General features: G+C 65.9%; 13 protein-coding genes. 5 read left to right on the top strand and 8 right to left on the bottom strand.

The annotated features are described in order from the left end of the window. Nucleotides 1–45 precede the first annotated feature (45 nt). The 4 genes from BTN82_RS13875 (at nucleotide 46) to BTN82_RS13860 (ending at nucleotide 3,544) form a co-directional block, all read left to right on the top strand. A complete protein-coding gene (locus BTN82_RS13875; protein ID WP_075119684.1) occupies nucleotides 46–474 on the top strand; it encodes a hypothetical protein in 429 nt (142 codons plus the stop codon). A 202-nt stretch (nucleotides 475–676) separates the two neighbouring features. Then, a complete protein-coding gene (locus BTN82_RS13870) occupies nucleotides 677–898 on the top strand; it encodes a hypothetical protein (RefSeq protein WP_075119683.1) in 222 nt (73 codons plus the stop codon). A 556-nt stretch (nucleotides 899–1,454) separates the two neighbouring features. Next, a complete protein-coding gene (locus tag BTN82_RS13865; RefSeq protein WP_075119682.1) occupies nucleotides 1,455–2,129 on the top strand; it encodes a heavy metal response regulator transcription factor in 675 nt (224 codons plus the stop codon). Continuing rightward, nucleotides 2,126–3,544 carry a heavy metal sensor histidine kinase gene (locus BTN82_RS13860; protein ID WP_075119681.1) on the top strand — a complete coding sequence of 473 codons (1,419 nt, stop codon included), beginning with the start codon at nucleotides 2,126–2,128 and terminating at the stop codon, nucleotides 3,542–3,544. Before BTN82_RS13865 ends, BTN82_RS13860 begins: the two co-directional genes overlap by 4 nt. A gap of 11 nt (nucleotides 3,545–3,555) precedes the next feature. Here BTN82_RS13860 and chrA read toward each other — a convergent pair whose 3' ends face one another. The 8 genes from chrA to BTN82_RS13820 form a co-directional block, all read right to left on the bottom strand. Next, a complete protein-coding gene (chrA, locus tag BTN82_RS13855) occupies nucleotides 3,556–4,746 on the bottom strand; it encodes a chromate efflux transporter (protein WP_075119680.1) in 1,191 nt (396 codons plus the stop codon). Between the two features lie 15 nt (nucleotides 4,747–4,761). Further along, on the bottom strand, nucleotides 4,762–5,253 hold the full coding sequence (locus BTN82_RS13850) for a GNAT family N-acetyltransferase (protein WP_075119679.1): 492 nt from the start codon (nucleotides 5,251–5,253) through the stop codon (nucleotides 4,762–4,764). Between the two features lie 91 nt (nucleotides 5,254–5,344). Further along, complete coding sequence (locus tag BTN82_RS13845; RefSeq protein WP_075119678.1) at nucleotides 5,345–5,932, bottom strand: DinB family protein; 588 nt, start codon at nucleotides 5,930–5,932, stop codon at nucleotides 5,345–5,347. A gap of 33 nt (nucleotides 5,933–5,965) precedes the next feature. Beyond that, nucleotides 5,966–7,078: a cell division protein ZapE gene (zapE, locus tag BTN82_RS13840; protein WP_075119677.1), complete on the bottom strand. Its 1,113-nt coding sequence runs from the start codon at nucleotides 7,076–7,078 to the stop codon at nucleotides 5,966–5,968. A 174-nt stretch (nucleotides 7,079–7,252) separates the two neighbouring features. Then, nucleotides 7,253–7,594: a nuclear transport factor 2 family protein gene (locus tag BTN82_RS13835; protein ID WP_075119676.1), complete on the bottom strand. Its 342-nt coding sequence runs from the start codon at nucleotides 7,592–7,594 to the stop codon at nucleotides 7,253–7,255. A gap of 54 nt (nucleotides 7,595–7,648) precedes the next feature. Continuing rightward, nucleotides 7,649–8,365 carry a helix-turn-helix transcriptional regulator gene (locus BTN82_RS13830; protein WP_075119675.1) on the bottom strand — a complete coding sequence of 239 codons (717 nt, stop codon included), beginning with the start codon at nucleotides 8,363–8,365 and terminating at the stop codon, nucleotides 7,649–7,651. Between the two features lie 220 nt (nucleotides 8,366–8,585). Continuing rightward, nucleotides 8,586–9,545, bottom strand: a complete 960-nt coding sequence (gene speB / locus BTN82_RS13825) for an agmatinase (RefSeq protein ID WP_075119674.1) — start codon at nucleotides 9,543–9,545, stop codon at nucleotides 8,586–8,588. Nucleotides 9,546–9,555: 10 nt separating this feature from the next. Further along, nucleotides 9,556–10,650 carry an extracellular solute-binding protein gene (locus BTN82_RS13820; RefSeq protein WP_075119673.1) on the bottom strand — a complete coding sequence of 365 codons (1,095 nt, stop codon included), beginning with the start codon at nucleotides 10,648–10,650 and terminating at the stop codon, nucleotides 9,556–9,558. 102 nt (nucleotides 10,651–10,752) lie between these two features. Between BTN82_RS13820 and BTN82_RS13815 the strand changes: the two genes are divergently transcribed. Further along, nucleotides 10,753–11,655: a LysR family transcriptional regulator gene (locus tag BTN82_RS13815; RefSeq protein ID WP_075119672.1), complete on the top strand. Its 903-nt coding sequence runs from the start codon at nucleotides 10,753–10,755 to the stop codon at nucleotides 11,653–11,655. Nucleotides 11,656–11,901 lie beyond the last annotated feature (246 nt).

The following is an 11,901-nucleotide window of genomic DNA, read 5'->3' as shown; positions in this document are numbered from 1 at the left end:
GTCATTCGTCGTTGTCACTGTCAATTCCGATTGGGAAGGATTCCAATGAAAACCCTCAGAACTTGCCTGCTCCCCCTGATCTCGACGCTGGGCCTGGCTGCGCTTTCCAGCCATGCCCTGGCAGAGGTGTACCTGTGCACCGCCGACCCTTGCGACACATGGAACCCGAACCCCCTCACCGCGGCGCAGCGTGCGATCAAGTCCACCGATGGCGAGAACACCACGATCGAGGCGGCCCTCAAGCACTCGTTGAACGCATCGATCACCAACGGCTACAACAACACGGCCAACACCAATCTCTACCTGAAAAACACGTTATGGCACCTGGACCCCAAGACCGACCCCTTCAAGAACAAGGAACACCTGACGGTCTACATCTACAAGAGCACGGCCCCCAATACGCGCCTCTGGAGCTGTCACGCCTACTCGTTCAAAGACAAGAACGGCAAGCAGTACTACGCCACCTGTCAGTAGCGAGTACGAATACCGGCCTTTCGCCCAGCACTTGAGGCCCCTGCCCGGCCCACCGCCATGGGCCGCCAAGCGGGATGACACAATTGTCATCCCGCGCTCAGCGTCTCGTTAACTCCCAGTTAATAAGATCGATTCAGACTTCGCTCACTGCCTCGTGACAGGGATGCGACGAGTACCGATCACTGTTAATGGGACATTACTTATGAAAGCCTCCTCGCTCCTGCTTGCCGGTCTGCTCCTAGCCAGCTCGGGTGCGGCGTTCGCCGAAGGCGGCGCTGAACGCATGAAGCAATACTGGGACAACTTCCCCATCAGCCAGCAGATTCCGCGCACCGACACCGAACAGGCGTCCTCCGACAACGGCAAGAAAGCCCAGGCGCCCACCGCGGACCCAGCCCGCGACAACGCGCGACCGGATGCCTGAAACGCCCCTGAGCTCTACACCTCCTGACAGAAACGCTCCTTTGGCAGTGAGGATCTTTAGGCGCCCGTTCATGGGCGCCTTTTTTATGGCCGCGGAGATCCGCCAGCTATCAACTTTCTGGCGCCAAAATGACAATTACGCCATATACCGGATAACCAGTGCCCGCTGTATTAGCATAAGTTTCGCCGCACTATGAAACATACAGAAACATTAATAGCGCCTGGAATTAAAGCGGTAGCAAAAAGCCCGCTATCGATGGACTTCAACGCCCCGGTTTACGTTGTCATCCGCGTTATCGGCAACAGGCTTCGCGCGCGAACTCGCTCCTGCAAGGAGAGGAAATGTTCGCTACCGGTCGTCGAAAAAAGGCACAAGCCCTTGATATCAAGCCTATTAAATCTTGACCCTGAAGCTACTTCAGGCTTGAGCATGCCTCCACCCAAACCGCTGCAACTCATTATCCGCGGTAACTTCGTGGGTTTTACCGGCTGGTCTTATAACAACTTCATACCCAGCGCCATTGAAATCCTTTAAATGATCAAGAGGTCACTTTTCCATGCGCATTCTGGTTGTCGAAGACGAGCGTAAAACTGCCGATTATCTGCATCAGGGCCTGACCGAAAGCGGTTATGTGGTCGACCGCGCCGCCACCGGTGTCGACGGCCTTTACCTGATCGAACAGCAAAACTACGAACTGGTGATCCTGGACGTCAACTTGCCGGAAAAGGACGGCTGGCAGGTGCTGGAAGACATGCGCAAGGACAGCAGTACCCGGGTGATGATGCTCTCGGCGCGCGGGCGCCTGGCCGACAAGGTCAAGGGGCTGGACCTGGGCGCCGACGACTACCTGGTCAAGCCGTTCGAGTTTCCCGAGCTGCTGGCGCGCATCCGCACCCTGCTGCGGCGCAGCGAGCACCTGCCGACCACCGATACCCTGCGGGTCGCCGACCTGGAGCTCGACCCGCGCCGCCATCGGGCCTACCGCGGCTCGCGGCGCATCGACCTGACCACCAAGGAGTTCACCCTGCTGCACGTGCTGATGCGCCAGTCGGGCGAGGTGCTGACCCGCACCCAGATCATTTCCCTGGTCTGGGACATGAACTTCGACTGCGACACCAACGTGGTGGAAGTCTCCATCAGCCGCTTGCGGGCGAAGATCGACGACGCCAGCGACATCAAGCTGATCCACACCATCCGCGGTGTCGGTTACGTCCTGGAAGTGCGCCAATGACCGCTGCGAACCGCACCGCCAGCAGCCTGTCGATGCGCCTGGGCCTGACCGTCAGCCTGATGGGCGCCGGCCTGGTGCTGTTGCTCGCGACCCTGGCTTACCTGGCCCTGAGCCATGAACTGGACAGCCTGGCGAGGAAAAGCCTGGACAGCAAACTCGAACAGATCCGCCATACCCTGACCAGCGACCTGAAGACCGGCGACATCGCCGCCCGCCCGCACTCGCTGCTGGACCTGGTGATGGGCCACGACAACCTGCACCTGAGCATCTTCGGCCCCGACACCCAGGCCGAACCGCTGCTGAACATCGGCAACCGCAGCCTCGACCCGCTGCCCACCGCGCTGACCCAGCCGGAAAGCCCGGCCTTCCTCGACTGGCTCGACCCCGCCGGCAACCGGCTGCTCAGTGCTTCCAACCTGATCAACCTGCGTAACGGCGAGCAGGTCCGGGTGGTGTTGTCCCTCGACCGGGCCAACGACCAGGCGCTGCTCAGCGCCTACCTGCGCTCCACGGTAATCGCCCTGCCGCTGCTGCTGATGCTGATCGGCATGGGCGCCTGGTGGGTGGTGCAGCGCGGCCTGGCGCCGTTGCAACAGTTCAGCCGGGTGGCGGCCAAGGTCACCACCCAGGACCTGACCCATCGCCTGTCGCCGGACAACTTGCCGCGCGAGCTGGCCGAACTGGCCCACAGCATCAATTTCATGCTGCACCGGCTCGACGGCGGCGTGCAGCAGCTGTCGCAGTTCTCCGACGACCTGGCCCACGAGCTGCGCTCGCCCATCACCAACCTGATGGGCAAGGCCCAGGTCACCCTGTCCCGGGAACGCCCGCCCCACGAATACAAGGCGGTGCTGGAATCGAGTACCGAGGAGCTGGAACGCCTGACGCGGATCGTCAGCGACATGCTGTTCCTCGCCCAGGTCAGCCATCCGGCCTCGCAGGTGGCGTTCGAGGAAGTCTCGTTGGGCGAAGAAGCGCAGCGGGTCGCGGAGCTGTTCGCCCTGAGCGCCGAAGAAAAACACCTGGGCATCAGCCTGTCCGGCGACGGCCGGGTGTACGGCGACCGCCTGATGATCCAGCGGGCGATCTCCAACCTGCTGTCCAATGCCATCCGCCACAGCCCGCGGGGGGCGAGCATTTCGATCCTGGTGGAAGAGCACGGCTCCAGTGTCTCGCTGTCGGTGGGCAACCCCGGTGCCGGCATCCCGCAACAACACCTGGCGCATCTGTTCGAGCGTTTCTACCGGGTCGACAGCAGCCGCTCGCGGGCCGAAGGCGGAACCGGGCTGGGGCTGGCAATCGTGCGTTCGATCATGAACCTGCATCAGGGCCGCACCGAGGTCAGCAGCGTGCCGGGCAGCTTTACCCTGTTCCGCCTGGTGTTCGCCCGCCTCAACCACCCGCCGCGGACCTGACGGCGCCAGGTTCAAGCCGCCAACAGCAGGCCGCTCGCGCCGCCGAGAATCACCACCAGCCACGGCGGCAGCCGCCAGACCATCAGCGCCGCCAGGGCCAGCAACGCCAGCCCCAGGTCCAGCGGCCCGAAGATGCTGCTGGTCCACAGCGGGTTGTAAAGCGCGGCCGCCAGCAGGCCGACCACCGCCGCGTTGACGCCCGCCAGCGCGGCCCGGACCCGGCCCAGCTGGCGCAGACGCTGCCAGAACGGCAGGACACCGACGATCAGCAGCATCGCCGGCAGGAAAATCATCGCCAGGCACAACACCGCCCCGGCCCAGCCGTCGATAGCCGCGCCGAGAAACCCCGCGAAGGAGAACAAGGGCCCCGGCATCGCCTGCGCGGCGGCATACCCGGCGAGGAACAGATCGTTGCCCAGCCAGCCGGGGGCCACCACTTCGCTTTGCAGCAGCGGCAGCACCACATGGCCGCCGCCGAACACCAGCGCGCCGGCCCGGTAAAAACCGTCGGCCAACTTCAGCGCCAGGTTCGGCCAGAAGCCCGCCAGCAGCGGCAAGCCGGCCAGCAACAGCACGAACAACGCCAGCGCCAGGTAACCCGTACGCTTGCCGACCGCGATCACCAGCCCGCCCTCACGCCGATCGAGGCCCGGCCTGAGCCATCCTGCGCCCAGCAGGCCGGCCAGCAGCATGACGCAGACCTGGCCGAGGCTGGTCGGCCAAAGCAACACCCAGGCCGCCGCCACCAGTGCGATCAGCGTGCGCAACGGCCCGCGGCACAAGGTCCGGGCCATGCCCCACAGCGCCTGGGCCACCACCGCCACCGCGACGATCTTCAGGCCGTGCACCAGCCCGCCGGGCAACCCCGCGCCGCTGCCGCTCAGGCCCATGGCCAGGGCGATCAGCAGCAAAGCCGAGGGCAAGGTGAAACCGAGCCAGGCGGCCAGCGCGCCGGCCAGCCCCGCCCGCGACCAGCCGAGGGCGAAGCCCGCCTGGCTGCTGGCCGGCCCCGGCAGGAACTGGCACAGGGCAATCAATTCGGCATAGGCCGCCTCGCTCAGCCAGGCACGGCGCTGGACGAACTCGGTGCGAAAATACCCCAGGTGCGCCACCGGCCCGCCGAAGGAACTCAGCCCCAGCCGCAAGAACACCAGGAACACCGTCCAGGGCCGGTCGCGAGCGCTCAAGGGGCGGGAGGTCATAGAGGCTCCGAAGACTTACAGCGTTTTATTCCAGAACAGCATCCGCCCATGGCGGGGATCGAGCCCAGCATCGTCGAAACCGAACTTGCGGTAGGAAGCCTGGGCCACGGCGTTGCCCTCCAGCACTTCCAGGGTGATCTTGCAGCACCCGCGCTGGCGGGCGATCTCCTCGACCTTGAGCAGCATCTTCTGGCTCAAGCCCAGGCCGCGGAATTTATCCACCACCGAGACGTCGTGCACATTGACCAGCGGCCGCCCGGCAAAGGTCGAAAACCCCTCGAAGCAATTCACCAGCCCGGCTGGCTCGCCGCCGACGAAAGCCAGCACGCTGAAGGCGTGGGGCCGCTTGGCCAGTTCGCCGGGCAGTTGCTGCAGCATATCGGCGTCCAGCGGCTGGCCGCCGCCCATGGGGTCCCGGGCATAGTGATCGAGCACCGAGGCAATCGCCTCGGCGTGTACCGGGTTGGTGTAGCTGGCCTGAAGCACCAATACGTCTGCAACGTCCATGTCTGTCCTCAACGGTTCGATTGATCCGGGTACGGCACCCGCGAACAAGGATTGTAAACATCGGCCCATGACGAAACGAGGGGGTAGCGGCTTAAACGTCCCGCCCCCAGATCTGCGCCTCGCTCCAGCCCAGTTCGGCGAAGTCTTCGGCGCGCAGGGCCGCCTCGCCGGCGCAGAAAAATTCGTCCAGCTGCGGCGGCGCCACCCGAGTGCCGCTGAGCATGGCGTGGACCTGGCCGCGGTGGTGCAACTGGTGCTCGAACAAGTGCGAGAGCATGCGCAGCCGGGTATCGCGCTGCGGCGTGTCCCGGGCGATGGTGACAATGCGTTGCAAGTCGGCGTCCCGCAGTTGCTCGCAATAGGCGATCAAACGGCGGTCCGCCAGCGCCTGCTCACGACGCAGGTCGACGGCCTCGGTGAAGGGTTGCTCGTCGTCGAAAAACACATAGCAATCGACCCGCGGTGGCTCGCCGCGCTGCTCGCGCTCCAGGGCGTCGAGGTAGAACCAGTCGCAGGTAAGGATGTGATTGAGGGTGGCTTTCAGGCTGGGAAAGAAGCTCACCCGCGGCGCTGCCAGCTCGCTCGGGCTCAACACTTCCCAGGCCTTGCCCAGGCGATGGTTGGCCCAGGCGTTCTGGTAGGCCATGGTCAGCAGATGATGGGACAGGGGCTGGTTCACGGTCAGGTCTCCCGTTCAGGTCGGCGGGCGTCGTCAGCCGAAACGCTGCAGCTGCATCTCCCTTAGACGGCTGAGGGTACGGCGGAATGGAAACTCCAGGTAGCCCTCGGTGTACAAGGCCTCCATCGGCACCCGGGCTTCGAGGTACAGCGGCACCTTGCGGTCGTAACACTCGTCGACCAGGGCGATGAAGCGCCGCACGCTGTCGTCGTGCACCGACAATTGCGGCAGCTCGCGGTCGCCGGCCGCCACCCGCTCGGCCCCGTCCTCGGTACCCCGGGCAATGCGTCCCGGACGCTGCTGGGCGCTGAGTTCCGGCACCTCGCCGAGCAGGATCGCCTTGAAACGGTCGCACAGCGCCATGAAATCCATCGCGGCGAACGGCTGCTCGCACAGGTCGGCGAAACGGCACCAGAGCACCTGTTCGCTGGCCTTGATCACCTTGACGTCGCGATAGCCCACCGGCAACACCGCGCTGGACACTGCCTGCCCCGCCGCCAACCGCTCGAAGACCGGGCCCAGGGCACTGGGCTGGCCGGCCGGGGTGACCCAGTAACGCTGGGTCGCGGCCCCCGGGTGCAGGCGATGGTCTTGATCGCCGTCCACCGCCACCACCTGCATATGCTCCTCGATCGCGCTGATCGCCGGCAGGAAACGCTCGCGGTTGAAGCCGTCGGCATACAGCTGTTGCGGCGGCTGGTTGGAGGTGCAGACCATCACCACGCCCTCCTCGAACATCACCTGGAACAGCCGCCCAAGAATGATCGCGTCGCCGATGTCGTTGACGAACAGCTCGTCGAAACACAGCACCCGCACCTCTTCGGCGAGTTCCCAGGCCAGGGCCTGCAACGGGTCGGCGGTGCCGGTCAGCTGGAACGAACGCTGATGGACCCAGCCCATGAAATGGTGGAAATGCTGACGCCGCGCCGGCACGTCGAGGCTTTGGTAGAACTGGTCCATCAGCCAGGTCTTGCCGCGCCCTACCGGCCCCCAGAGGTAGACCCCCTGGATCGGGCGCCGCCCGGCGTGCAAGGCGGCATGGCACTGCTGCAGCGCCTGCATCGCCCGTTCCTGGGCGGCATCGGCGACAAAGCCGCGTTCCTGGAGAGCGTGCTGATAAGCGCTGAGGGGAGAATCGAAAGGCATGGAATCCACCCATCCGCAAAGAGGCCCGCAGTATGCCACGCGGCCCTGGCGCCTGCTGCGCAGTCGTGCGCAGCAGGCGGCAGCGGCTACAGGAAGCGCGTCGCCCGTGTAGCCGCTGCCGAGCCCGCGAGGCTGCGCAGTGGCCGCAAAACCTGGCCTGCGCTCTGGCGTTGGTTACAGCGAGATATCCAGGCGGGTGATCTTGCCCTGTTCGTCGAGGCGGAACACGTAGCGCAATTCCAGCGGGCTGCCGGGGAAGCTGCCGGAGATCAGGTTGTCCACCAGCACCTTGCCGGTGCGCTGCTGGACCTTGAGCACCTCCAGCCGTGGCTGGTAACGGCGGCCGGTGTCGTCCATCCATCGGGCGATGGCCTGGGCGCCCGCCTGGTGCTGGCCTTCGTCGAACACCTGGGCGTCAGCGGCGAAGAAACTGGCGACGCTGGAACTGTCCCGGCCATTGGCGGCCGCCAGGTAAGCGATGATCGCCGGCGCGAGGAATTGGGTTGGGCTGGACATGGTGCGGCAACTCCTTGTTGATCGGTTCTGCCGCCATGCTAAAACGCCGTCGCGTCAGTTCTTGTCAGGAGTGAAGCGCCCGGCATCGTCCAGTTGCATGCGCTGGCGCCAACTGCGCAACAGGTCGCTGCGGCGCCCCGGATAACGCTCGCCCTGCTCGCTCGCGGCACTGATCCGGTCGGTGCGGAAGGTGCGGAAATCGCCGCGCAACTCGCACCAGGCGACGATCACCCGTGCCTCGTTCATGAAGCCCAGGGCCAGCGGCCAGACCAGGCGCTGGCTCGGGGTCTGGTTCACGTCGGCGTAGTCGATATGCAGCTTGGCCTGCTCGCGGATAGCCTGGCGCCACACGCTCAGCGGCACCCGGTTTTCCGGATAACCGCACGCCGGCGGGCCGGGCAGCACGGTCGGGTTATGCAGCGCCTCGCGGGCCGCCGGCGCCAGCACCGCGGCGATCTTCGCCAGGGCATCGGCGGCGGCCTTGCCAAGCACCTCGTCGCCGCGCTGGTCGACATAACGCAGGCCGAGCACGATGGCCTCGGCTTCGTCGGCGCTGAGCATCAGCGGCGGCAGGAACAGGCCGCTGCGCAGCACATAACCGATCCCGGCCTCGCCATGGATCGGCGCGCCCAGGGCGGTCAGCTCGGCGATGTCGCGGTACAGGGTGCGCTCGGAAACTTCCAGCTCCGCCGCCAGGGTCGCGGCGGTCACCGGGCAGCGCTTGCCGCGCAACACTTGTAACAAGGTCAATAAACGCGTGGTGCGCGACACGGCGGCAGGCTCGGCAGGGAAAGATCGGCGCAGCTTAGCAGAGCCCCCTGTCAGGAACTGTCAGCAGTCTGCATCGCGCTGCGAGAGGGCGACGCAACCTCTGTAGGAGCCAGCGCTAGCGATAAAGCCCTCGAGGCCAACGGCGTTCTCCAGGCCGCCATCGCGAGCCATCGCACGTCGACCAGCTGCTCCTACAGGGTGGGTGCAACGCCCAGGCGCTCTACAGATCGACCTTATGCCGCGCCGCATACAGGCAGAGCATTTCCATCGCCAGGGTGGCCGCCGCCAGCGAAGTGATTTCCGCGCTGTCGTAGGCCGGGGCGACTTCCACCACGTCCATGCCCACCAGGTTGATGCCGCGCAGGCCGCCGAGGATCTCCAGCGCCTGCACCGTGCTCAGGCCGCCGCACACCGGGGTGCCGGTACCCGGGGCGAAGGCCGGGTCGAGGCAGTCGATGTCGAACGTCAGGTACACCGGCTGGTCGCCGACCCGCTGGCGGATCGCCTCGACGATCGCCTCGCAGCCGCGCCGATGCACCTGGCGCGCGTCCAGCACCGCAAAGCCCTGGTGGTCGTCGTTGGTGGTGCGCAGGCCGATCTGCACCGAGCACGCCGGGTCCACCAGCCCTTCCCGGGCCGCGTGCCAGAACATGGTGCCGTGGTCGATGCGCTTGCCCTCCTCGTCCGGCCAGGTGTCGCTGTGGGCGTCGAAGTGGATCAGCGCCAGCGGCCCGTGCTGGCGGGCATGGGCCTTGAGCAGCGGATAGGTGATGAAGTGGTCGCCGCCGAAGGTCAGCATCGCGCTGCCGCTGGCGAGGATGCGCTCGGCATGGGCCTCGATGCTTTCCGGCACCGACTGCGGCACCCCGGAATCGAAGGCGCAATCGCCGTAGTCGACCACCGCCAAATGGTCGAACGGGTCGAAGGTCCATGGCCAATGGCGTTCCCAGGCAATGCCGCTGGACGCCGCGCGAATCCCCCGCGGGCCGAAACGCGCGCCGGGGCGGTTGCTGGTGGCAGTGTCGAACGGCACGCCGCTGACCGCCACGTCCACGCCGCGCAGGTCGCGGCTGTAGCGCCGGCGCATAAAACTGGTGATGCCGGCGTAGGTGCTTTCGGCGGCGGTGCCGTACAGGCTGTCGCGGGTGATGGCCTGGTCGTTGCGGTTGGCGATATCCATGGGATCGTCCTTAGGGTTGGCGGCTACGGAAACTGCTCCAGAGGCGGGTGCGCTGGCGCATGTCCTTGAGGCTCATGCTGCGATCGGCGTACAGCCGCTCGCGAACCTCGGCGGGCGGGTAAAGATCCGGGTCGTTGCGCACGGCTGCGTCCACCAGGGGCGTAGCCGCCTGGTTGGCCGTGGCGAAAAACAGGCTGTTGGTCAACGGCGCCACCGACTCCGGGCGCAGCAGGAATTCGATGAACGCCCGGGCCTCTTCCGGGTGCGGCGCGTCCTTGGGGATGGCCAGGTTGTCCTGCCACACCAGGGTGCCTTCGCGGGGGATGCGATAGGCCACGGTAAACGGCTTGCCGGCCTTGCGCGCCTGGTCGGCGGCGAGGCTGGCATCGCCGTTGTAGGTCAGCGCCAGGCACACGCTGCCATTGGCCAGGTCGTTGATCTGCCGGCCGCTGGCGACGTACAGCACCGAGGGTTGCAACTGCCGGAGCAAGGCTTGCGCCGCGGCCAGCTCGCCGGGGTCGCTGCTGTAGGGGTCCTTGCCGAGGTAATGCAGGGCCAGGCCAATCACCTCTTGCGGCGAATCGAGGATAGCGATCCCGCAGTCCTTGAGGCGGCTGGCGTATTCGGGCTTGAACAGCAGGTCGAGGCTGTTCAGCGGCACCTGCGGCAAGCGCTGGCGCACCGCTTCGAGGTTGAGCCCCAGGCCCAGGGTGCCCCAGGTGTAAGGCACGGCGAAGCGGTTGCCGGGATCGACCGCGGCCAGCTTGCGCAGCAGGTCGGGGTCGAGGTTGGCGTAGCCCTTGAGGCTGTCGCGGTCGATCTCCTTCAGCGCCCCGGCCGCCAGGGCCCGGGCCAGCACGCTGGACGACGGCAGCACCACGTCATAGCCGCTGCCGCCGGTGAGCAGCTTGGTTTCCAGCACCTCCGGGGTGTCGAAGGTGTCGTAGCGCACCTGGATGCCGCTGTCCTGCTCGAAACGCTGCAGGGTCTGCGGCGGTACGTAGTCGGCCCAGCTGTAGAGGTTGACCACCCGTTGCCCGGCTTCGGCCGGCGCCAGCGTGGCCAGCAGCACGGCGGGAATACACCAGCGAAAAAGCGAACGCATGACGGGCTACCTGCGAGGAATGTGTGGCCGCAGCGTGCACCGCTCGATACATTGGAAAAATATCAAGTGTATTAACCTGACATTCGCCCGGAGTAATGTTTGATGCTCGGTCAATTGCACGACCTCGACCTGCACCTGCTGCGCCTGTTCGTCTGCGTGGTCGAATGCGGCGGTTTCAGTGCCGCCCAGGGCGAGCTGGGGCTCGGCCAGTCGAGCATCAGCCAGCAGATGGCCAAGCTGGAGACCCGCCTGGGTTATCGCCTGTGCAGCCGTGGCAAGGGCGGGTTCCGGCTGACGCCCAAGGGCGAACAATTGCTGCTGGCCACGCGCGGGCTGTTCGCGTCCATCGAGCAGTTCCGCCATCAATCCAACGGCGTTGCCGGGCGCTTGCTCGGCGAAGTGCGCCTGGGTTTGTCCGAGGCCTTGGACGCCGCGGTGCTGCAAAAAGTCGCCGAGGCGATCCGGCGCTTTCGCCAGCGCGACGAAGCGGTGCGGATCGAATTGATGAGCGCCATGACTGGCGAAATGGAACGCCTGCTGTTGCAGCAGCGCCTGGACCTGGCGATCGGCTATTTCTCCCAGGTGCAGAATGCCTTCGACTACCAGCAACTGTTCACGGAAACCCAGCACCTGTACTGCGGGCGCGGCCATCCGCTGTTCGACCAGGAGCACCCGGACCTGCACACCCTGCACAACGCCGACAAGGTCGACCACAGCTACCGGCTGTTGCGCAACGACGAACCCTTGCGGGGCGTGCCCGGTTCGGCCTGCTCGCAGCAGGTCGAAGCGACCCTGACCTTCATCCTTTCGGGCCAGCACATCGGCTACCTGCCCAGCCACTTCGCCCGCGCCTGGGAAGATCGAGGCCTGCTCAAGACCCTGCGCCCCGAAGAACTCAGCTACGACGTGGGCTTCTTCCTCGCCCGCCACCGCGCCCAGGTTCCCGGCGACGCCCAGCGGGCCTTCGAGGAAGACCTGCTGGCCGCCTTCGGGCAGGCCCTGTAGCCGCCCAGGCAGATCACGGACTCAGGTTTTGCGGCCACTGCGTTGCCGTACGCAGCCTCGCCGGCTCGACAGCGGCTACACGGACAACGCAATCCCTGTAGCCGCTGCCGCAGGCTGCGTATGACTGCGCAGCAGGCGCCAAATCAAGCACCGCGCTGTTCCAGGCAGACCGCACATCCAGGTTTTGCGGCCACTGCGTGGCCGTACGCAGCCTCGCAGGCTCGGCAGCGGCTACACGGACAACGC

The organism is Pseudomonas chlororaphis, from assembly GCF_001921865.1.
Taxonomy (GTDB): Bacteria; Pseudomonadota; Gammaproteobacteria; order Pseudomonadales; family Pseudomonadaceae; genus Aquipseudomonas; species Aquipseudomonas chlororaphis_D.
This window is presented reverse-complemented; position numbering and strand designations above follow the sequence as displayed.

Bases quoted from the DNA above. Each gene is read 5' to 3' on its own strand.
- BTN82_RS13815 (WP_075119672.1), top strand. From the start codon at position 10,753: ATGCTCGGTCAATTGCACGACCTCGACCTGCACCTGCTGCGCCTGTTC.
- BTN82_RS13865 (WP_075119682.1), top strand. From the start codon at position 1,455: ATGCGCATTCTGGTTGTCGAAGACGAGCGTAAAACTGCCGATTATCTG.
- BTN82_RS13875 (WP_075119684.1), top strand. From the start codon at position 46: ATGAAAACCCTCAGAACTTGCCTGCTCCCCCTGATCTCGACGCTGGGC.
- BTN82_RS13860 (WP_075119681.1), top strand. From the start codon at position 2,126: ATGACCGCTGCGAACCGCACCGCCAGCAGCCTGTCGATGCGCCTGGGC.
- BTN82_RS13820 (WP_075119673.1), bottom strand. From the start codon at position 10,650: ATGCGTTCGCTTTTTCGCTGGTGTATTCCCGCCGTGCTGCTGGCCACG.
- BTN82_RS13870 (WP_075119683.1), top strand. From the start codon at position 677: ATGAAAGCCTCCTCGCTCCTGCTTGCCGGTCTGCTCCTAGCCAGCTCG.
- zapE (WP_075119677.1), bottom strand. From the start codon at position 7,078: ATGCCTTTCGATTCTCCCCTCAGCGCTTATCAGCACGCTCTCCAGGAA.
- speB (WP_075119674.1), bottom strand. From the start codon at position 9,545: ATGGATATCGCCAACCGCAACGACCAGGCCATCACCCGCGACAGCCTG.
- BTN82_RS13835 (WP_075119676.1), bottom strand. From the start codon at position 7,594: ATGTCCAGCCCAACCCAATTCCTCGCGCCGGCGATCATCGCTTACCTG.
- BTN82_RS13850 (WP_075119679.1), bottom strand. From the start codon at position 5,253: ATGGACGTTGCAGACGTATTGGTGCTTCAGGCCAGCTACACCAACCCG.
- chrA (WP_075119680.1), bottom strand. From the start codon at position 4,746: ATGACCTCCCGCCCCTTGAGCGCTCGCGACCGGCCCTGGACGGTGTTC.